Annotated in this window: 21 protein-coding genes; 7 read left to right on the top strand and 14 right to left on the bottom strand. The window is 71.1% G+C overall.

Going from position 1 to position 19,021, the window contains the following annotated elements; genetic code table 11:
• Nucleotides 1–155: 155 nt before the first annotated feature.
• Nucleotides 156–842, bottom strand: coding sequence for a demethylmenaquinone methyltransferase (locus tag IW245_RS30620; protein ID WP_267919974.1), 687 nt, complete (start codon nucleotides 840–842; stop codon nucleotides 156–158).
• Nucleotides 843–938: 96 nt separating this feature from the next.
• Between IW245_RS30620 and IW245_RS30615 the strand changes: the two genes are divergently transcribed.
• Nucleotides 939–2,255: a hypothetical protein gene (locus IW245_RS30615; RefSeq protein WP_197006595.1), complete on the top strand. Its 1,317-nt coding sequence runs from the start codon at nucleotides 939–941 to the stop codon at nucleotides 2,253–2,255.
• Nucleotides 2,256–2,418: 163 nt separating this feature from the next.
• Here the strand turns inward: IW245_RS30615 and IW245_RS30610 are convergent, their stop codons facing one another.
• From IW245_RS30610 to IW245_RS30575, 8 genes are all read right to left on the bottom strand, one after another.
• Nucleotides 2,419–3,756, bottom strand: coding sequence for a DUF11 domain-containing protein (locus IW245_RS30610; protein WP_197006594.1), 1,338 nt, complete (start codon nucleotides 3,754–3,756; stop codon nucleotides 2,419–2,421).
• Between the two features lie 132 nt (nucleotides 3,757–3,888).
• Entirely contained in the window at nucleotides 3,889–5,055 is a 1,167-nt protein-coding gene (gene mqnC / locus IW245_RS30605; RefSeq protein ID WP_197006593.1) for a cyclic dehypoxanthinyl futalosine synthase, read from the bottom strand.
• Nucleotides 5,056–5,126: 71 nt separating this feature from the next.
• Nucleotides 5,127–6,206 carry a 1,2-phenylacetyl-CoA epoxidase subunit PaaE gene (gene paaE / locus IW245_RS30600; protein WP_197006592.1) on the bottom strand — a complete coding sequence of 360 codons (1,080 nt, stop codon included), beginning with the start codon at nucleotides 6,204–6,206 and terminating at the stop codon, nucleotides 5,127–5,129.
• Entirely contained in the window at nucleotides 6,206–6,691 is a 486-nt protein-coding gene (paaD, locus tag IW245_RS30595; RefSeq protein WP_233472789.1) for a 1,2-phenylacetyl-CoA epoxidase subunit PaaD, read from the bottom strand. The genes paaE and paaD overlap by 1 nt, the downstream gene beginning before the upstream one ends.
• A complete protein-coding gene (gene paaC, locus IW245_RS30590) occupies nucleotides 6,688–7,353 on the bottom strand; it encodes a 1,2-phenylacetyl-CoA epoxidase subunit PaaC (RefSeq protein WP_233472794.1) in 666 nt (221 codons plus the stop codon). Before paaC ends, paaD begins: the two co-directional genes overlap by 4 nt.
• Entirely contained in the window at nucleotides 7,350–7,637 is a 288-nt protein-coding gene (paaB, locus tag IW245_RS30585; protein WP_197006591.1) for a 1,2-phenylacetyl-CoA epoxidase subunit PaaB, read from the bottom strand. Before paaB ends, paaC begins: the two co-directional genes overlap by 4 nt.
• Nucleotides 7,634–8,677: a 1,2-phenylacetyl-CoA epoxidase subunit PaaA gene (paaA, locus tag IW245_RS30580; RefSeq protein WP_197006590.1), complete on the bottom strand. Its 1,044-nt coding sequence runs from the start codon at nucleotides 8,675–8,677 to the stop codon at nucleotides 7,634–7,636. Before paaA ends, paaB begins: the two co-directional genes overlap by 4 nt.
• Before the next feature lie 100 nt (nucleotides 8,678–8,777).
• On the bottom strand, nucleotides 8,778–9,071 hold the full coding sequence (locus tag IW245_RS30575; RefSeq protein ID WP_197006589.1) for a hypothetical protein: 294 nt from the start codon (nucleotides 9,069–9,071) through the stop codon (nucleotides 8,778–8,780).
• A 144-nt stretch (nucleotides 9,072–9,215) separates the two neighbouring features.
• On the opposite strand from IW245_RS30575, the gene IW245_RS30570 reads away from it, so the two are divergent.
• On the top strand, nucleotides 9,216–10,067 hold the full coding sequence (locus IW245_RS30570) for a helix-turn-helix domain-containing protein (RefSeq protein ID WP_197006588.1): 852 nt from the start codon (nucleotides 9,216–9,218) through the stop codon (nucleotides 10,065–10,067).
• A 67-nt stretch (nucleotides 10,068–10,134) separates the two neighbouring features.
• The gene (locus IW245_RS30565; protein ID WP_233472869.1) at nucleotides 10,135–10,320 is read left to right on the top strand and encodes a DUF397 domain-containing protein; all 186 of its coding nucleotides are present in this window, start codon (nucleotides 10,135–10,137) and stop codon (nucleotides 10,318–10,320) included.
• Nucleotides 10,321–10,390: 70 nt separating this feature from the next.
• Here the strand turns inward: IW245_RS30565 and IW245_RS30560 are convergent, their stop codons facing one another.
• Nucleotides 10,391–11,236 carry a menaquinone biosynthetic enzyme MqnA/MqnD family protein gene (locus tag IW245_RS30560; RefSeq protein WP_197006586.1) on the bottom strand — a complete coding sequence of 282 codons (846 nt, stop codon included), beginning with the start codon at nucleotides 11,234–11,236 and terminating at the stop codon, nucleotides 10,391–10,393.
• Nucleotides 11,237–11,296: 60 nt separating this feature from the next.
• Nucleotides 11,297–12,340: a class I SAM-dependent methyltransferase gene (locus IW245_RS30555; RefSeq protein ID WP_197006585.1), complete on the bottom strand. Its 1,044-nt coding sequence runs from the start codon at nucleotides 12,338–12,340 to the stop codon at nucleotides 11,297–11,299.
• Between the two features lie 203 nt (nucleotides 12,341–12,543).
• Here IW245_RS30555 and IW245_RS30550 point away from each other — a divergent pair, with 203 nt between their 5' ends.
• From IW245_RS30550 to IW245_RS42430, 3 genes are all read left to right on the top strand, one after another.
• Complete coding sequence (locus tag IW245_RS30550; protein WP_197006584.1) at nucleotides 12,544–14,523, top strand: HelD family protein; 1,980 nt, start codon at nucleotides 12,544–12,546, stop codon at nucleotides 14,521–14,523.
• Nucleotides 14,520–15,347 (top strand): DUF2510 domain-containing protein, encoded by an 828-nt coding sequence (locus IW245_RS30545; RefSeq protein ID WP_197006583.1) that lies wholly within the window; start codon nucleotides 14,520–14,522, stop codon nucleotides 15,345–15,347. Before IW245_RS30550 ends, IW245_RS30545 begins: the two co-directional genes overlap by 4 nt.
• Nucleotides 15,348–15,415: 68 nt before the next feature.
• Nucleotides 15,416–16,648: a metallophosphoesterase family protein gene (locus IW245_RS42430; RefSeq protein WP_197006582.1), complete on the top strand. Its 1,233-nt coding sequence runs from the start codon at nucleotides 15,416–15,418 to the stop codon at nucleotides 16,646–16,648.
• Here IW245_RS42430 and IW245_RS30535 read toward each other — a convergent pair.
• The 3 genes from IW245_RS30535 to IW245_RS30525 are packed head-to-tail and all read right to left on the bottom strand — an operon-like array spanning nucleotide 16,645 to nucleotide 18,367.
• On the bottom strand, nucleotides 16,645–16,977 hold the full coding sequence (locus IW245_RS30535; RefSeq protein ID WP_197006581.1) for a DUF4229 domain-containing protein: 333 nt from the start codon (nucleotides 16,975–16,977) through the stop codon (nucleotides 16,645–16,647). The genes IW245_RS42430 and IW245_RS30535 overlap by 4 nt on opposite strands.
• A gap of 4 nt (nucleotides 16,978–16,981) precedes the next feature.
• Nucleotides 16,982–17,404, bottom strand: coding sequence for a hypothetical protein (locus IW245_RS30530; RefSeq protein ID WP_197006580.1), 423 nt, complete (start codon nucleotides 17,402–17,404; stop codon nucleotides 16,982–16,984).
• A 3-nt stretch (nucleotides 17,405–17,407) separates the two neighbouring features.
• The gene (locus IW245_RS30525) at nucleotides 17,408–18,367 is read right to left on the bottom strand and encodes an endonuclease/exonuclease/phosphatase family protein (protein WP_197006579.1); all 960 of its coding nucleotides are present in this window, start codon (nucleotides 18,365–18,367) and stop codon (nucleotides 17,408–17,410) included.
• 98 nt (nucleotides 18,368–18,465) lie between these two features.
• On the opposite strand from IW245_RS30525, the gene IW245_RS30520 reads away from it, so the two are divergent.
• Nucleotides 18,466–19,014, top strand: coding sequence for a hypothetical protein (locus IW245_RS30520; protein WP_197006578.1), 549 nt, complete (start codon nucleotides 18,466–18,468; stop codon nucleotides 19,012–19,014).
• Nucleotides 19,015–19,021: the final 7 nt, after the last annotated feature.

Genomic DNA, 19,021 nt, shown 5'->3' with positions numbered 1-19,021 from the left:
CCTGTTCCTGGCCGCCAAGATTGTGAATACTTTCACGAGCCCTATCGCGTGCAGTCTAGAGCCGCCGCCATCCCCCCGGCGGGTTAGGCGAGCCTAACTCCGCTGACGCCGGCTTGTGAGATTTGTACCTTATTTACCCGGACTCTCGCGGGGTTTCAGGCCCTAGTGGCCCGGTGCAACGCCGAGATGCCGCCGGTCATGTTCCGCCAGCCGACGTTTTTCCACCCATTGACACCGATGCGTTCCGCCCACTCGGCCTGGCTCGGCCACGCCCGGATCGACTCCGCCAGGTAGACGTAGGCGTCCGGATTGCTGGACACCCGACTGGCGACCGCCGGAAGAGCCTTCATCAGGTACTCCAGGTACACGGTCCGGAACACCGGATTCGTCGGCCGGCTGAACTCGCACACCACGAGCCGCCCACCCGGCTTCGTCACCCGGGCCATCTCGCGCAGCGCGGCGTCGGGGTCGTGCACGTTGCGGATCGCGTAGGAGATGGTGACCGCGTCGAAGCTCTCGTCGGCGAACGGGAGCGCCAACGCGTCCCCGGCGAGCAACGGCACGCCCCGGTTCCGCCCCTCGCGCAGCATTCCGACGGAGATGTCTGCCCCGACCACATACGCCCCACTACGGGCGAGTTCCTCGGTCGACACGCCGGTGCCCGCGCCCAGATCCAGGCAACGCTCACCCGGTTTCAGGTTAAGAGCTTGTCGGGTTGCCCGTCGCCAGGCCCGATCCTGGCCGAAGGACAGTACGGTATTGGTCAGGTCATACCGCCGGGCCACGCCGTCGAACATCTCGGCTACCTCGTGCGGCTGCTTGTCCAGCGAAGCTCGCGTCACGCCATGCACTCTACGTGTGCCGCCTGCAGCGCCGACCGGCCGATGGTCAACAATGGCAACGTATGCGGGGGAATGGTTGAAGGAGTGTGACGGACCGTGACCCAGCCAGCGCATGACCCCACTTCCGGCGCGGAAACGCCGGAAGAGCCGTCGCCGCTGCACAACGCCCGGCCGGCCACCCTCGCGGACCTGTCCGCAGGGGACCAGGCCCGGCCCGTCCGCCGTTCCGTACGGCCCGGCCAGGGTATCCACGGCCAGAGTTCCGAGCTGCCGCCCGACATGCGGCAGATCTCGGCCAGCGCATCCGTCCGGCAGGCGCCCGACGGCCCGGCGCGCAGCTATCCGGTGATCGGTGGCGGGGAGTCGTTGTCCTCCGCCGACGCCGGGATCCCCGGCCCGGTCCAGCAGGCCCCGGCCGGCTACGGCACCCCGGACGTCCCCGGTGGGACCTTCGGTGGTGACGTGCCGGGGGCCGCCTCGGCCGGGCACGTGCCCGGTGGGGCGTCCTTCAGCAGCGGCGGGGCGTCCTTCGGCGGAGCCGGCACGTTCGGCGGGGCCGCGCCCACGGGCTCGGCCGTCAGCCCGGCGGGCTCCGATGGCGCGGCCGGGTTCGGCGGCATGGCTCCCGGCGCGACGGGCTCCGGCGGCTCCGATCCCAGTACGGCCGATTCCCCCGGGGTGGGTCCCGCCCAGCCCCCGCTCCCCAAGCCCGACGAGAGCCCGACGATGATCCTGCCGATCATCGGAGCGGTCAAGCCGCTCACGGTCCGCCGGGTGCTCGCCGGAGCCGCCGGCGTGATCGCCCTGATCATCGCCGGCCTGCTCGTCCTCAATGTCATGATCCCCGAGGAGAAGAAGGGGTCCAGCGCGCCGCGGCCGGCCCAGCCCGTCGCGCAGACCACCAGCCTGCCGGCCGCCCCGTCCCCCTCCCCGACGCCGACGGCCGTCCGGCACAAGCCGGTCGCCGAGCTGTGCTCGAGGCTGGAGGCCGGCCCGGTCCGGGGGCTGTACCCGACGGTGGGCGCCGGCGCCCCGACCGGTCTGACCTGCACGGTTCCCCTGGAGTTCAAGCCGCCGGCCGGGACCCCGCCGAAGCCCCCGCAGCACCGCAGCGGCAGCCTGGCCGGCACGGCGGTCTACTACCCGAGCGGCGCGGAGGCCGTCACGGCGTACGGGGCGAAGCTCGCCGATCCGGCGACCAGCCTGGTGTCCACTGTGGGCTCGCAGGCCGGCATGGTCACCGTGGCCGCGGGTAAAACCGTCACTGTGACTGTGCACGTCCTCGACGACAACGTGCTGCTGAGCTTCGTGTTCGTGGCCGGCCGCGAGGACAAGGACTGGACCGCGCCGGAGGTCGACCAGCTCAAGGCCCTCACCACCCAGGTCGCCTCAGGCACCCTGGCCAAGATCTGAACCGACCACCCCAGGTCGCCCCGGCATCCGGACCAGGCGCTGAAGCTGGCCACGGAGGGTGCCCGCGCTGGCGCGGTACCCGTCGGATCGTTCTGCCGCGCGGCGCGTGACATCGCGAAAGGGCCCCGGGAACATCCCGGGGCCCTTCGCGTCGGTGCCGGTGTTACTTCGTGGCCGTCGCGGTCACGATCGCGCTGTTGTTGCCGTCGACCGGGTCCGGCAGCGTGCCGGTGACCGTGTTGGTGCTGGTCGCGCCGGACACCTCCTGCGCGAACCGCAGCGACAGCGCCAGGTCGAAGCTCTCTCCGCCGGCGAGCGTCGGCAGGGTGCACTCGTAGCTGACCTTGCTGACGATCGTGTGGCACGGCTTCGGCGGGGTGGCGAACTTCGTCCCCTCCGGAGCGGTGACCACGATCTTCGAGGTCTTCGGGCTGGTCCACGCGCCCTTGTTGGTGACCGTGACGTGGTAGTTGACGACCTCGCCGACCTTGCCGGTGACGGTCGCGCCGGTGAGGGCCAGGTCCGCGTACAGCGAGCCGGTGGTCAGGGTGAACCGGGCGGAGTTGTCCACCTTGTCGCCGTCGACCTGGCCGGCCGGGACCTTGGCCTTCTTCACCACGGCGCCGCGGGCGGTGCCGGCCCCGGGCTGGAAGTCGCCGTACGGGCCGACCTGGACCGTGGCCGCGCCCAGGTTCGTGTCGGGGGTCGCGTCGGCGGTGGCCTGGACCCGCAGGCCGAGGGCCAGGGTGTCGAAGCTGGCGCCGGGCGCCAGGACGATCGGCTTCTCGGTGCCGTCGGTGTCGAGGTAGCTGGACCAGGCGCACACGGCCGACCGGTTGTTGGTGTACGAGCAGCCGCGCACCTCCTCGCTGAACACGACGTGCTCGGGGAGGGTCAGCGCCAGCGAGAGGCCCGCGCCGGTCTGGGTGCCGTTGTTGTCCACGGCGATCCACAGGTCGCTCGGCACGCCCGGGGCCAGGCCGTCGACGTTGCCGACGACGACGCCGTAGTCGATGGTGGACGCGGTGAGGTCCACACTGTACGTGGTCGAGTTGTCACCCTTGTGGGCCACGTCCTCGCGGTAGTCGGAGCTGATCGACACGGTCAGCTTGCCGGCGCGGCCGAGGGGCGCGGTCGGGCTCACCGGGCGGAGGTTGACGCCCAGCGTGCTGTCGAGGTAGCCGGGGTCGAGGTCGCCCAGGTCGCAGACGTACTCGGTGCGGTCACCGGTGCACGGCCAGGCGGGGAGGTCGGCCACCACGTTCGGGCCGAGCTTGGACATGTCGAAGACGACCTTGGTGTGGGTGGCGGTCGAGCCACCCTTGTTCTGTACCTCGACGAAGAAGGTCTTGCCGTGGGAGTCGACAGCCATCTGCCGGGCCTTGATGTCCACGGCCAGGTCGGCGGGAACGACCTTGGCGTGGGCACTGGCGGCGAAGCCGAGGGTCAGGGTACTGGCGGCGAGCGTCGTGAGAGCCGCGCCGGCAAGGAAACGCTTCATGAATCCACCGATGGTGAGTGAAGGATGGAACTGCGAGGGACCCTACCTGCCCTCACGCGCCGTCGAACCTGACCAAACGGCTGCCCTGTCGGTCAAACAACCGACAGGGCCCCGGGAAGCGTTGCCGAAGCGTTACGACAGGACCGGCAGCTGCCGACCGACGTTGGTGATCGAGGAGAAGTGCGACGTGACCCGCTCGTCCGTCGGGTCGTCGGCCGGGGTCCAGTGCACGTTGAGGTGCCGGTACAGCGTGTCGCGCTGGGCCGGGATCCGGTCGGCGGAGCGGATCATCCACACCAGGTCGTGCAGGTTGGACCGGTGCTTCGCGCCGGCGGAGGAGATGACGTTCTCCTCGAGCATGATGGAGCCGAGGTCGTCGACGCCCATGTGCAGGGACACCTGACCGGCGTCCTTGCCGGTGGTCAGCCACGAGGACTGCAGGTGGTTGATGTTGTCGAAGAACAGCCGGGCGACGGCGATCAACCGAAGATATTCCAGCGTGGTGGCCTGGGTGCGGCCCTTGAGATGGTTGTTCTCCGGCTGGTACGTCCACGGGATGAAGGAGCGGAAGCCGCCCGTCTCGTCCTGCAGGTCGCGGATCATGGTCATGTGCTCGATCCGCTCGGCGTTCGTCTCGCCGGTGCCCATCATCATGGTGGCCGTGGACTCGATGCCCTGGCGGTGCGCGATGCCCATCACCTCGAGCCAGCGCGCGCCGGACTCCTTGAGCGGGGCGATGGCCTTGCGCGGCCGGTCGGGGAGCATCTCGGCGCCGGCGCCGGCGATGGACGCCAGGCCCGCGGCGTTGATGCGCCGGATGGCCTCGTCCAGGGAGACCCCGGACACCTTGGCCATGTGCAGCACCTCGGACGGGCCGATCGAGTGGATCACGAGCTGCGGGAAGTTCGACGAGACCGCGCCGAACAGTTCCTCGTAGTACTCCACGCCGAAGTCCGGGTGGTGGCCGCCCTGCAGCATCACCTGGGTGGCGCCGAGCTGGACCGCCTCCTCGCAGCGGCGGAGGATCTCGGCGGTGTCGTGCGTCCAGCCCTCGGCGTGCTTGGGGGCGCGGTAGAACGCGCAGAACTTGCACGCCGTCACGCAGACGTTCGTGTAGTTGATGTTGCGGTCGATGAGGTAGGTGACGATCCCCTCCGGGAACCGCCGCCGGCGCACCGTGTCGGCCGCCTCGCCCAGCGCGTGGAACGGCGCCTCCGTGTAGAGCAGCAGCGCCTCCTCCGGGCTGATCCGGCCCCCGTCAGCCGCACGCTGCAGAATCTCGCTGATCTCCACGCTCATGTCCCCGAGGTTACCTCTCGGTCCCGTGGCCGGACCGGGCACCTTGGGCACCCGGTCCGCACGTCACACACCTACGCGTCGTAGTCGACGACGACCCGGTCGGTGACCGGCGAGGACTGGCAGGTCAGCACGAATCCGGCGGCCACCTCGTCGGGCTCCAGGGCGTAGTTGCGGGCCATGGCGACCTCGCCCTCGACGACCTTGGCCTTGCAGGTGGAGCAGACGCCGCCCTTGCAGGCGTACGGCAGCTCCGAGCGCACCTTCAGTGCCGCGTCCAGGACCTTCTCGTCGCGGCGCATGCCGAAGCTCGTGGCCCGGCCGTCCAGCACGATGGTCACGTCGGCCTCGTGGGCGTCGGCCTCCGTGGGCGCGGCGGAGGGGGCGTCGTCGGCGTAGAACAGCTCGGAGTGTACGAGTGAGCCGTCCAGCAACCCCTGCGCCGCGACGACCATGCCGTACGGCCCGCACAGGAAGTACTCGTCGGCCTCGGGCGCGAACGCCGCCAACAGCCGGGGCAACCGCTCGGCGTCGATCCGGCCCGACAGCAGCTCGGCGTCCTGGGGCTCGCGGGACAGCACGTGCACGAGCTGCACCCGGCTCGGGTACCGGTCCTTCAGGTCCGCCAGCTCCTCCAGGAACATCACCGACCGCGCGTACCGGTTGCCGTACAGCACGGTCCAGGTGCTCTCCGGCTCGGCGGCCAGGCCCGTGGCCAGCAGCGACAGCACCGGGGTGATCCCGGAACCGGCGACGACGGCGACATAGCGCCGCGCCCGACCCGCCTGGAACTCGGTGGTGAAGTGCCCGATCGGGGGCATGACCTCGATGGTGTGCCCGACGTCCAGCGCCCCGTTCGCGTACGTGGAGAACGCGCCGCCCGGCACCTGCTTCACGCCCACCCGGAGCAGCCCGGTGCGCTCCAACTCGCCAGGGGTGGAGCAGATCGAGTAGCTGCGCCGGATGTCCTCGCCGTCGGACAGCAGCCGGACGGTCAGGTGCTGGCCGGGGCGGAAGGCGTAGGTGGAGCGCAGCTCGTCCGGTACCCGGAAGGAGACGGCCACCGCGTCGTCGGTGAGCTGGTCCACGGCCTGGACCAGCAACGGGTGGAAGACCGGACGGCGCCGGGCTGGCTTGCTCAGGGTGACGGTCACTAGATCGCCTTAAAGTGGTCGAAGGGGTCGCCGCAGGCCCGGCAGCTCCACAGGGACTTGCAGGCCGTCGAGCCGAACCGGCTCAGCTCCCTGGTGTCGGGCGAGCCGCAGTTCGGGCACCGGACGGAAATGGCCAGGGTGAGGGTGCGGCCGTGCGGCGCGCCGCCGGACGGGGGCGCGATCCGGGCCCGGCGCAGCTTCTCCTGCCCGGCCTCCGTGATCCAGTCCGTGGTCCACGCCGGGGCCAGCACGGTGCGGACCTCGACGTCGTGGCCGGGCAGCGCGCGCCGGATGTCCGTGCGGATCGCGTCCATCGCGGGGCAGCCCGAGTACGTCGGGGTGATCGTGACGACCACCCGGTCGCCGACCAGCTCGACGTCGCGCAGGATGCCCAGGTCCTCGATCGTCACGGTCGGGATCTCCGGATCGGGGACCGCCGCGACGGCCGCTCTGATCTCCAGCCCGACGGCGTGGGCGGTGGTCACCAGGTCGCCCCCGGGTGCGCGCGGTGCAGCACCTGCATCTCCGCGAGCAGGTAGCTCAGGTGCGTGGTGTGCAGACCCTGCCGGCCGCCGGTCGGCGCCCAGCCGTCCTCCGGCCGGGTCAGGGTGGCCTCGGCGAGGACCGGCTCGACCGCAGCCAGCCAGCCGGCACGCAGGTCATTACCCTCAAAAAGCTCATGGGTGTACGGCCACAGCTCGTCCACGGCAGCCTGCGCCCGCGCGTGCGACTCGTCCGTGCCGTCGCCGAGCCGCAGGGTCCACAGCCGGGCGTGGTCGACGTGGTAGTCGACCTCCTTGATGGCCTTGTCGGCGATCTCGTCGCCGGCCATCGCCGTGTACAGCTCACGCTGGTACGCGGAGAAGAACAGCAGCCGGACGATCGCGTGCGCGAAGTCGCCGTTGGGCAGCTCCACGAGCTGGACGTTCGTGAACTGCCGGTCGGTGCGCAGGAAGGCCAGCTCGTCCTCGTCCCCGGCCCGGGACAGGAACATCCGGGCCTGGCCGAGCAGGTCGAGGGCGATGTTGGCCAGGGCCACGTCCTCCTCCAGCTCGGGGGCGCGGGAGGTCCACTCGGCGAGCCGCTGGGCGGCGATCAGGGCGTCGTCGCCGAGGTTGAGGTCGGCGGTGGCCAGTTCCGCGTTCACAGGTGGGCCACGCCTTCGGGCACGTCGTAGAACGTCGGGTGCCGGTAGACCTTGTCGGCGGCCGGGTCGAAGAACGCGTCCTTCTCGTCCGGGCTGCTCGCCGTGATCGACATGGCGGGCACCACCCAGAGGGACACGCCCTCCTGCCGGCGGGTGTACAGGTCCCGCGCGTTGCGCAGCGCCAGCTCGGCGTCGGGCGCGTGCAGGCTGCCGACGTGGGTGTGCGCCAGCCCGCGCCGGGGCCGGACGAAGACCTCCCACAGGGGCCAGTCCGTCGTGCTCATGCGCTTACCTTCGCCTTCTTCTTCGCGTATGCCTCGGCCGCGTCGCGGACCCACTGGCCACCCTCGTGGGCGGCCTTGCGGTGCGTGATCCGTTCCCGGTTGCACGGGCCGTTGCCCTTGATCACCCGGAACAGCTCGTCGTAGTCGGGCTGGGTGTAGTCGTGCCGGCCCTCGGCCTCGTTCCACACCAGGCCCGGGTCCGGCAGGGTCAGGTCCAGGATCTCGGCCTGCCCGACGCACATGTCCACGAACCGCTGGCGCAGCTCGTCGTTGGTGAACCGCTTGACCTTCCACGCCATCGACTGCGCGGTGTTCGGCGACTCGCCCTCGGGCGGGCCGAACATGGCCAGCGACGGGTACCACCAGCGGTCGACGGCGTCCTGGGCCATCGCCTTCTGCTCGGGGGTGCCGTGGGACAGGACGTGCAGGATCTCGTAGCCCTGGCGCTGGTGGAAGGACTCCTCCTTGCACACCCGGATCATCGCCCGGGCGTACGGCCCGTAGGAGGCCCGGCACAGCGGGACCTGGTTCACGATCGCCGCGCCGTCGACCAGCCAGCCGATCGCGCCGACATCCGCCCAGGTCAGGGTGGGGTAGTTGAAGATCGAGCTGTACTTCTGCCGGCCGTCGATCAGCATGTCCGACAGCTCGGCGCGGTCCACGCCCAGCGTCTCGGCCGCCGCGTAGAGGTAGAGCCCGTGGCCGGCCTCGTCCTGCACCTTGGCGAGCAGGATGGCCTTGCGCTTGAGCGTGGGGGCCCGGGAGATCCAGTTGCCCTCGGGCTGCATGCCGATGATCTCGGAGTGCGCGTGCTGGGCGATCTGCCGGATCAGATTCTTCCGGTACTTCTCCGGCATCCAGTCCCGTGGCTCGATCTTCTGGTCGGCCGCGATGACGGCCATGAAGTAGTCGTCCTCGGTGCCCGTCGGCCGGTCCTGCTGGGCCGCGAGCTCGAGGTCACGTTCCGCGTCGGCCACCTGGTCGAGCAGGCTGCGCGCGCCCGGCTGCTCGGGGGGCTCGGAGAAGTCGTTGCCATACACCCCCCAAGTGTTACACCTACCCACCCACCCGACCAAGCCCTGTAACAGACCTGGCGCATCGCCGACCGTTATGCCGCTCGATGCCCTTTTTTGGGTACGACTACGCCCGGTCCAGCTCCTCGTCAGCCCACAGGATGTCCAGGCCGGCGCGCACCGCGAGCCGGTCGAGCCCGGCGCGACTCATCTTGACCAGGCTCTTTCCCTGGTCATTGAGCATCGCGAAGGCGTCGACCCCGTCCGTGAGGCCCCAGCCTGCGAACTCGGCGGCGATCCAGCCGGACCTGACCCGCCACAACGAGAACCGGGCGGGCGCGCACTCCTTCGCGAACTCCGCCATGAACTCCCGCCAGCGATCGGCCCCGCCGTCGAGCGGCTGCACTTCAAGATCCGTCATGTCGCACTCCTTCCACCATGACCGTTTCCAGGTTGACCGTAGACTGTTTCAGAAACACGTGCAACGATCGGCACATGCCAGTTCTGAGCCGGACTTGCCGGCACTGAATAGGATGTTCCGCACGAACAGCGCGAGGGGGTAGGGATGTCGCGACGCGAGCCCGGGATCTGGTCACGCGGGCTGGGCGCGGAGCTCAGGGACCTGCGAGACGCGGCCGGGTTGAGCACCCGGCTCGCCGGCGAGCGCGTCGGACTGTCCGCCAGCACCCTGAGCAGGATCGAGAACGGCAAGCGCAAGGTGACCAGCGAGGAGGTCTCGGCCCTCCTGGTCGTCTTCGGCGTCACCGGCGAACGCCGCGAGTCCCTGATCGAGCTGGCTCGACAGCCGGAGCAGCCGACCTGGGTGGGCGCCGGTTCTCGAACCGGCCTTCCAAAGTCACTGGCCACACTGATCAGCTTCGAAACGACCGCCACCAGAGTCACCAACGTGTCGATGCTGGTGCTACCAGGGCTGCTTCAGACTCCGGAATACACCCGAGCCTTGATGCGCGCCACGGGCGTGTCCGACTTCGAAGCCGAGTCGAGAGTCGCAACCCGCCTCGGCAGGCAGGCTCTCCTGTCGAGGCCCAGCCCGCCAGACTATGTCGCCTACCTCGATGAGGGCGCCCTCCGTCGCCGCCTCGGATCATCGAAGGTGATGGTCGACCAACTGGAGCGGATCCTCAAGGAGAGCCAGCGACCGAATGTCACGATTCGCGCACTCCCGTCCACTGCGGACGAAGTCCCAGGTCTCGACGGTTCGTTCTTGTTGCTGGAGTTCGCGAAGGCCCGCCCTGTCGTGCAGCTCGACTACCGGCGTTCCTGCCTGTTCATAGACGACGCAAAAGACGTGGAAACGTTTCACGAGGCCGTTGATACCCTCGACCGCGTGGCACTGACGCCCGAAGACTCTGCGACGTTCATCGCGCGGATCATGGCGGACTACGAACGGGAGTGACCTGATGGCGGACCTGGGCCAGAGTTGGTGGCGCAAGTCCGGCCGCAGTGGAAGCGGTGGCGACTGTGTGGAAGTCGCCGCCGCCTGGGGCAAGTCCAGCCGTAGCGGCAGCGGCAACAACTGCGTGGAGGTCGCGCCGCAGCTTGGCCCGGACGTCGTCGGCGTTCGCGACTCCAAGGATGCCCAGGGCCCCGTGCTGCGCTTCCCCGTCGCCGACTGGCGAGCCTTCATCTCGCGCCCGCCCAGCCCGTAGGCGACGGCCCTCGCAGGCGAGCCGCCGGACCGGGGGCACGCCCCACCGTAACGAATAATGATCTTGGTTTTCAGGAGAAGACGAAGCGTGGGCCGTCCGCTGGGAGGGCCGGAACGTCGCCGTGCGCCGCCGCGCGGGCCGCGAACTCCCGCAGCCCCGCCACCTGCCGCGCGCCCAGGGAGAAGTCGAGCGCCCGGAAGTAGCCGGCCAGGGTCGCCGCGTCGAACGGCTCCCAGCGGGCCGCGGACTCCGCCACCTCGTCCAGCTCGGACAGGCACAGGTCGCGGGACCGGAGGAACGCCTCGTGCACGTCCTTGACCAGGCCCGGGTGCGCCGCGGCGAAGTCCCGGCGGACCGCCCAGACGGCGAACACCATCGGCAGGCCGGTCCAGTCCCGCCAGGCCTGGCCGAGGTCGGTGACGTGCAGGCCCTGCGATGGCGCCTCGTAGAGCGCGCGGAGGGCCACGTCGCCGATCACCACCGCCGCGTCGGCTCCGGCGAGCATCGCGTCCAGGTCTGGGGCGGTGCGGGTGTAGCTGGGGGTGACGCCGTACTTCCCCGCGAGCAGGAGCTGGGCCAGCAGCACCCCGGTCCGGCTGGTCGAGCCGAGCGCGACCTGAGCGCCGTCGAGCTCGGCCAGGGGCTTCTTCGACACGATGTTCACCGACAGCACCGGCCCGTCGCTGCCGACCGCTAGGTCCGGAAGGAGGAGCAGGTCGTCGGCCGCGCGCAGGTACTCCACCAGGCTGATCGGCCCGATGTCCAGCCTGCCGTCGACGAGGCGCTCGTTGAGCTGATCGGGGCTGTCCTTGTACAGGTCGACGTCGAGGAGCGCGCCGGTGCGGCCGAGGCCCCAGTAGATCGGCAGACAGTTCAGGAACTGGATGTGGCCGACCCGTGGCCTGCTCGGACTCATGACCTCCAAGCTACGCCTGCGGTGATCGTGACGGGCGTCACGCACGCGACGGGCGTGCCGTCACGCCGCCCGCCAGGCCTTGATCGTGATGAACTCTCGGACGTCCGGGTTCCTCGTCGCCTCGCGTTCCGCGGCCTTGATGAGCGCGCCGGCCTCTTCGAGGTAGTCGTTCTCGGTCATGGAGCCCTCGCCCCGGGCGATGGCCTCGCTGGCGGAGAACGTGAAGCCCGTGCTCAGCGCTGCCCGCTGGATCTCCGCGTCCACGAAGCCGGCCTTGGCCAGCGCCTGCTTCAGGGAGGCCGGGGTGAACAGCACGAGGTGCCGGGGCGGCTCCAGCCCGCGCCAGTCGGCGCCGTACCGCTGGTGACCGAGGGCGTCGAGGTTGGGTGTCTCCAGCCAGATCCAGCCGCCCGGGTTGAGCATCCGCCGGCACGCGGCCAGCAGGGCCACCGGGTCGTGCACGTGTTCGATGACATGGCTCAGGGTGATGCCGTCGAACCGTTCGGCCGGGTCGAGGACCTCGACGCCGCCGTGCCGGATGTCCAGTCCCCGGGACCGGGCCGCCTCGACGGCCTTCTCGTCGAAGTCGACGCCCACCACGGTCCAGCCGGCCCGCCGCGCGAACTCCAGGAAGTTCCCGTCCCCGCAGCCGATGTCGAGCAGCCGGGCACCCGGCGTCGGCTTCGGGATGTGCCGGCTCTCCGTGTCCATCGTCGCGCGCTGCTTGGCCAGGAGCTTCGCCGACAGCACGCCGAGCGGGTTCGCCGGCAGGTCCTGGGTGCCGAACTGGTGGTTGCGGTAGCCGTTGGCCAGGCTTCTGCGGACCTTGCGGGCGAGGCTCAACTGGTCGACGTCGACCTTCGCCGCCGCGGCGTGGGTGTAGTAGCTGTCGTAGGCGAGGCTGATGGTGTCCTCGGTCGGCCGGGGGTCGAGGTAGCCGGTCGCGCAGCCTGTGCACCGGTACAGGTTCCAGGTGCCGGGCGCGCAGAAGAAGATCCGGTCGGAGAGTTCCAGATGCACTGTTTCGCGCGCGCTGTCCCCGCAGATGGGGCAGTGGGGCACCGACTCCAAGCCGCCCGCCGGCCAGGACTCCGTTGACTGCATGTCTCCAACTCCCCGTCGAGTCTTGGCTGTGCGCCCGCACCCTACAACAACAGGTCGGTACGCCGCGTGCCTCATCCGGGAAAACCTGCGGCCGACCTGGGCCGATCGGAGTACGCTGGCACGTTCGTGCGCCCGTCGAAGCCGGGCCCTTGCGGGCCTATGGCAGTGGGAGATCGCCCCCGACGCTGCAAAGGACGTCCCCCATGCAGGAAGAGCTGCTCGCCGAACAGGAACACCTCACCAGGTCCCGGGCCGCGCTCGCGCGGATGCTGCGGACCGCCGACGAACTGCACACCACCGGCGCGATGGTCGCCGGCGACGCCTACTCGGCGGAGACCCTGGGCCGCGCGATGCGGGACCGGATGCAGGCACTGGCCGTCGACCCCAGCACGCCACTCTTCTTCGGTCGGCTGGACATGGGCGCCGGCGCCGCTGGTGCCCGGGGAATGACCGAGAGCTGGCACATCGGCCGCCGGCACGTCGTCGACAAGGCCGGCGGCGAGCCGCTGGTCCTGGACTGGCGCGCCCCGTTGTGCACGGCGTTCTACCAGGCCAGCGTCGCCGACCCGATGGGCGTGGACCAGCGCCGCCGGTTCGGTTTCGCACAGGGCGAGCTGACCAGCTTCGAGGACGAGCACATCTCCCGGGGCGAGGAGCTGGGCACGAAGAGCGCGCTGCTCACCGCGGAGATCGAGCGGCCGCGCGTCGGGCCGATGCGCGACATCGTGGCCACCATCCAGCCGGAGCAGGACGTGCTGGTCCGGGCCGAGCTGACCGAGTCGGTGTGCGTGCAGGGCGCGCCTGGCACCGGGAAGACGGCCGTGGGCCTGCACCGGGCCGCGTACCTGCTCTACGCGCACCGCGAGCGCCTGAAGCGCGCCGGGGTCCTGATCATCGGACCGAACCGGGCGTTCCTCGGCTACATCGCCGCCGTGCTGCCGGCGCTGGGGGAGGTGGAGGTGGACCAGTACACGATCGACGACCTGGTCGCCCGGCACCCGGTGCGGGCAGTGGACTCCCCGGAGGCCGCGGCGGTGAAGCACTCGGCGGCGATGGCCGATCAGCTGGCCCGGATGCTGTGGGCGAAGGTGACCAGGCCCGCCGAGGGACTGATGATCTCCGACGGGGCGTGGCGCTGGCGGCTCTCCCCGGACGACCTGCGCGCGGCCGTGACGGAGGTCAGGAGAGCGAACCTCCCGTACGGTACTGGCCGGGAGCGGCTCCGGGCCCGGATCGTCAACCTCCTCCTCCGGCAGGCCGAGGCCCGCTCCGGCGAGTCGCCGTCCGAGGCGTGGCAGCGGCAGATGGGCAAGCACTCCCAGGTCAAGGCGGTGCTCGACGGGTGCTGGCCGGCCGTCACCCCCGAGAGCCTGGTGTGCGAGCTGCTCACCGACCCGCTGGCGGGCTTCGAGGCCGTGGGCTGGGCGAAGCCGCCGAAGAGCCCGAAGTCGGCGAAGTGGTCGGCGGCCGACCTGGTGCTGCTCGACGAGGCGGCCGGCCTGCTGGACCGCGAGGCCAGCTACGGGCACGTCGTCCTCGACGAGGCCCAGGACCTGTCCCCGATGCAGTGCCGGGTGATCGCCCGGCGCAGCGAGCACGCGTCGCTGACCGTGCTCGGCGACCTGGCCCAGGGCACCGCGCCGTGGGCGGCGGCCGACTGGGCCGACAGCCTCGAGCACCTGGGCAAGCCCGGCACTACCGTCGTGCCGCTGACCACCGGTTTCCGGGTACCGGCGGCCATCATCGCCCTCGCCAACCGGCTGCTGCCGGCGCTCGACGTCAACGTGCCGGCCGGGGTGTCTCTCCGTCGTGACGGTTCGTTGACGGTCACCGCCACGCGCGACGTCGTGGGCGACACCGTCGCGGCTGTGGTGGCGGCGTTGGAACACGAGGGTTCGGTGGGCGTCATCGCCGCCGACGCGTCCGTGCCCGGGCTGGTCGAGGCGCTGCGGTCCGCAGGCCTGGAGGTCGGCGGCCCCGAGGAGGACCAGCGGATCACGGTGATGCCGGCGAGCCTGGCCAAGGGCCTGGAGTACGACCACGTGATCGTGCCCGAGCCGGCGGCCATCGTCGCCGCCGAGCCGCGCGGGCTGCACCGGCTGTACGTGGTGCTCACCCGGGCGGTTTCCCGGCTGGACGTACTGCACTCCCAGCCCCTCCCGGCGGTACTCTCAGGGGCATGACCAGGGCGCCCGGTTGGTATGTCGATCCGGATGGCGAGCCGGCCATGCGCTATTGGGACGGCGGCGAGTGGACGGACCGCAGCCGGCCGATCTCCACCGAGGACCTGCCGCCGCTGGACTTCCTCGAACCGGGGCCCACGACCGCCGACCCGACCGAGGCGCTGCCCGTGCCGGTGTCGCCGGCCCCGCAGGTCGCCACGCTCGACCCACCGCCGCCGCCCCCGCCGGTGCCCAGGCCCCGGCCCGAGGTGGCCCCCGTCGAGGAGCCGGCCACGGCCGGGAGCGTGTTCGCGCTGGTCGGGGCCTTCCTGCTGCTGGTACCCGTGGCGTTGGTGTGCCTGTTGCCCTTCTCCTGGGCGGTGCGCCGCTTCGCGGACTGGCCCGGCTGGACGGTGTGGGTCTTCTGGGCCGGCACCTGGTCGGTGCTCGCGATCCCGGCCGCCCGGCGCGCCCTGGCCCGGGGCGCTCCGCACCAGCTGCCGTCGCTGGCGGACGAGCCGGTCGGGCAGCTCGCGGCCCTGACCTGGCTGTCGTTGCCGCTGCTGGTCGCCGACCGGGTGGTGGTCCTGGTGACCGGGGCCGTCGACCGGCTGTGGGGGTTCGTCAAGCACCTCGCGAGCACCGGGCAGGGCCGACGGACCACGCACTCCACCACCGCCGTGGTGCTCGGCATGCTGCGCAGCGTGGTGTTCTGGGCGATCTGGGGGGTCGTCGCGCTGTTGTGGCTGGTCATGCACGGGTTCAAGTACGCGACGAACGGGCTGCGGTGGTTCGCCGCGACGGTCGGTGACCGGATCCGGGGGTCGGCACCAGCCGCCTCCTGAAACAAGCCGGGACCGCCCACGGCGGCGCGCGGCCGTCATGATCGGCCGGACGACTCGTTACAAGAGTCGTGAAAGCGACTATTCTTCGCGCCGGCCTCGTCGTCGGCGTCCTCCTGCTCGCCACGGCCGCCACCGGCGCGGCGGCCGGGCCCGCCCCGAGCGCGTGCGGCTGGTCCGCCGGGGTCCAGGTCTGCGTCTCCGTCCCGTCGAACACCCTGACCGGGGACGTTCCGGTCACCGCCACCGTCGAGGGCAAGGTCCCCTACGACCTGGTCTTCACCTGGGAGAGCGACGACCTGCTGCTCGACTTCCAGCCGCCGTGGACGTTCGTCTGGCCGACCGCCCGGTTCCCGAACGGCCCCGGCCACCTCGGGGTCTCCGTCAAACCGCACAGCGGCGAACTCGGCGACGCCGTGCTCCTGCCGCTGACCCTGGACAACCCGCCGCGCGCCGGCGCCCCCGGCAACTGGCAGGAGCTCTTCGCCCCCCGGCAGTTCGACGGCGACCCGTTGATCGCCGCGGTGGGCGACGGCGGGGACGGCACCCGGGCCAGCGCGGCCGTGGCCCAGTCCGTCCTCGACTCCCGGGCCGGCCTGCTCCTGTTCCTCGGCGACGTCTACGAGACGGGTACGGCCGCCGAGTGGGACTTCAACTACGGCCGGTCCAGCTTCGACGACCCGGGGGGCGGGAAGGACTGGGGCCGGCTCGCCCGGTTCACGAAGCCGACCCTCGGCAACCACGAGGCGCACCACATGGACGCGTGGGAGGACTACTGGCACGGCCGGCCCACGTATGAGACCTTCAGCTGGCGCGGCGTGCGCTTCCTGGTGCTGAACTCCGAGTGCGGGGTGGCCGGCGGCTGCGGCCCGCGCAGTCCGCAGTACCAGTGGGCCCAGCAGGTGCTCCGCGACAGCCCGGAGAGGTGCGTGGTCGCCACCTGGCACCGGCCACTGATGGGCCCGATCCCGCACGAGAAGATGGCCGACCTGTTCGCCCTGCTCGCCGACAACGGCGGGGACCTGGTGCTCAACGGCCACCAGCACGACATGGAGCAGTACGAGCCGCTCACCGGCGACCTGCGGCCGGGCGGGCACCTGGTGCAGCTGATCGCCGGCAGCGGCGGGCACATCCCGCACGACGACCCGATGCCCCGGCACGGGGTGTGGCAGGCCACCGGCTACCCGGGCGCGCTGTACGTGACCGCGCACGGCGACCGGCTGGACTGGGCGTACCGGGACACCAACGGCCAGGTGGTGCCGGATCCCGCTGGAGTACCCGGCACCGGCAGCGTGACCTGCTAGACGGTCTGCGGCCCGTCGGTCGGCTTCTCGGCCGACGGGTCGGCCGGGGTGGCCGGCTTCCCTGCCGGCGGGGTGTCCTCGTCCTCGCCGGCCAGGGCGGCCCGGAGCTTGTCCTTCTCGGCCTGCCGGCGCTGGACGGAACCGGCGATGTAGTCGCTCATCTCGTCCCGCATCTTCTTCAGCAGGAAGAACGACAGCACCAGCGAGATCAGCAGCGCGACCATCACCTTGACGACCAGGGTGATCGGCAGCGGCAGCAGGACCAGCACGACCATGATGGCCGCGAACATGCCCAGCCGGGCCAGGGTGTACTTGACGAACGGACTCAACGGACTAACCCCCATCACCGGTACGCCGGGCGAGCCACCGGATACCAAAGAACCAGAACGTGGCGTAGACCAGCGTGGTCACCGCCGCTCCGACGCCGCCGGACAGCAGCGGCGGCAGATAACTTGCCAGGAAGGCCGCGCCCGACCCGGCCACGAGACCGAGCAGGATGCCGAGCGCCGCGATCGCGATCCGGCCGGGCACCCGCCACGCCCGGTACTCCTCGACGAACAGCCACGCCGGCAGCACCACGGCCAGCCAGCCGCTCGACCGGCCCCACGAGGCCCCGAAGGCCACCGCGACCAGGTCGATCAGCAGCACGGCGACCAGGGACATGAGCATCATGGCGAGCGTCGCCGCGAAAAGGTCCGCGTACGCCGCTACCCGCCCATCTTCGTCCCTTTTCGGGAAGGTCGCCCGCTCAGACACACCTCAGAGGGTACGGGGCAGGGTCAGCTCGGCCAGCACCGGCCGGTGGTCGGAGCCGGGCAGGTCGAAGACGTCGTATCCGGTGACGGCCACCCGCTCGTCGACCAGAACGTGATCGATGGTCACCGGCGGCAGCGAGACCCCGCCGACCTCGGCGTGGTCGTTGGGCAGGTTGGGCCAGGTCCAGGTCAGGCCCTCGCCGCGCGCGTCGGCAGCGTCGCGGTAGCCGCTGCCGATCACGGCGCGCAGCGGCGCGAAGTCGAGGGTGGCGTTGAAGTCTCCGGCGAGGATCCGGACCGCGCCGTGCGGAGTCGCCCGGGGCAGCTTGCCGAGATCGCTGACCGCCTGGGCCGACCCGAGCGCGTTGACCGGAGCCATCGGGTGGGCTGCGAGCAGCTCGAACGACCCCTGCGGGAGGGTGACGGTCACCCCGGTCATCTCGAACTCGGCCCCGGCGGGTTCGATCCCGGCGAGCCGGGTCAGGGGGTAGGCGGAGTAGACGCCGGTGCCGGAGTAGCCGGGCTGTGGCCGGGCGACCCGGTGCGGGAAGTAGGTCGTGAGGACCGCGTCGGCCTCCGGGGTGAGCTCCTGCACGCTGAGCAGGTCGACCTGGTGCCCGTCGATGAGCCTGCGCAGGACGGTCAGGTCGCCCTCGCCGCCCATCAGGTTGGTGCTGAGCACCCGCAGCTTCGGGCCGTCCGCGCTGCCGGCGTCCCCCGGCACCCACCGGGGCAGCACCGCCGCGGCCAGGGCGGCTGCCACCACCAGCGCCGCCGCCGACGCCCGCCAGTTCCGGGCGACCAGCGCCAGTCCGACGGGTACGAGCACCCCGAGCGCCACGTACGGCGTGTACGCCATCGCCGGCCGCAACGGCCAGCCGTGTTCGAGCCCACCGAGCCGGACGGCGGCGAACACGCCCCAGGCTGCGGTGGCGACCCACGCCATGATCGACAGGATTCTCATCGACCCATCTTGACAGGGCTGCCCCCGCTGCCCGTTGATAGTGATTCGTCCTCGCGGACCGTCGAGGCCGTCGTCACGCACCGCTCCGGAGCCGCCCCGTGAAGCTCACCGTCCCTCGTACGGCGGCCGTCGCCCTCGGCACCCTGGTCATCATGAACGGCGCCGCCACCCTGTTCTACGACACGTTCGGCGCCGGCGTGCTCGACATGTCCGGCGGGCGCAACGGGGCGGACCCGCGCCCGGACGGCTACACCCCGCAGCAGGCGTACGACATGCTCACCGCCTACGGCCCGGACGGACGGCGCTGGCACGCGATCCTCAACCTGACCGGCGACGTCCTACTGCCGGCGGCGCTGCTCCTGTTCGGGCTGGTGGCGCTCGGCTCACTGGCCCGGCGGGCCAGGGTGGGCCGGTGGGTGCTGGCCCTGCCGGTGCTCTACGTGATCACCGACTACGCGGAGAACGTCGGCATCGTCACGATGCTGCTGCGCTACCCGGACCGGCTCGACGGCGTCGCTGCGCTGACCAACACGCTGACCATGCTCAAGACGACCGCCGTCGCCGCCTGCCTGGTCACCGCAGCGGTCCTCGGCGTGCTGGCCTGGCTCCGCCGCGGGCGGCCGGCGGAATCCGGTGACGCTGGATAGGGTGGCG

The organism is Longispora fulva (assembly GCF_015751905.1).
Taxonomy (GTDB): domain Bacteria; phylum Actinomycetota; class Actinomycetes; order Mycobacteriales; family Micromonosporaceae; genus Longispora; species Longispora fulva.
This window is presented reverse-complemented; position numbering and strand designations above follow the sequence as displayed.

Excerpts from the sequence above, each read along its gene's own strand:
- IW245_RS30610 (WP_197006594.1), bottom strand. The coding sequence starts at position 3,756 with ATGAAGCGTTTCCTTGCCGGCGCGGCTCTCACGACGCTCGCCGCCAGT.
- mqnC (WP_197006593.1), bottom strand. The coding sequence starts at position 5,055 with ATGAGCGTGGAGATCAGCGAGATTCTGCAGCGTGCGGCTGACGGGGGC.
- paaB (WP_197006591.1), bottom strand. The coding sequence starts at position 7,637 with ATGAGCACGACGGACTGGCCCCTGTGGGAGGTCTTCGTCCGGCCCCGG.
- IW245_RS30575 (WP_197006589.1), bottom strand. The coding sequence starts at position 9,071 with ATGACGGATCTTGAAGTGCAGCCGCTCGACGGCGGGGCCGATCGCTGG.
- IW245_RS30570 (WP_197006588.1), top strand. The coding sequence starts at position 9,216 with ATGTCGCGACGCGAGCCCGGGATCTGGTCACGCGGGCTGGGCGCGGAG.
- IW245_RS30560 (WP_197006586.1), bottom strand. The coding sequence starts at position 11,236 with ATGAGTCCGAGCAGGCCACGGGTCGGCCACATCCAGTTCCTGAACTGT.
- IW245_RS30555 (WP_197006585.1), bottom strand. The coding sequence starts at position 12,340 with ATGCAGTCAACGGAGTCCTGGCCGGCGGGCGGCTTGGAGTCGGTGCCC.
- IW245_RS30550 (WP_197006584.1), top strand. The coding sequence starts at position 12,544 with ATGCAGGAAGAGCTGCTCGCCGAACAGGAACACCTCACCAGGTCCCGG.
- IW245_RS30545 (WP_197006583.1), top strand. The coding sequence starts at position 14,520 with ATGACCAGGGCGCCCGGTTGGTATGTCGATCCGGATGGCGAGCCGGCC.
- IW245_RS30525 (WP_197006579.1), bottom strand. The coding sequence starts at position 18,367 with ATGAGAATCCTGTCGATCATGGCGTGGGTCGCCACCGCAGCCTGGGGC.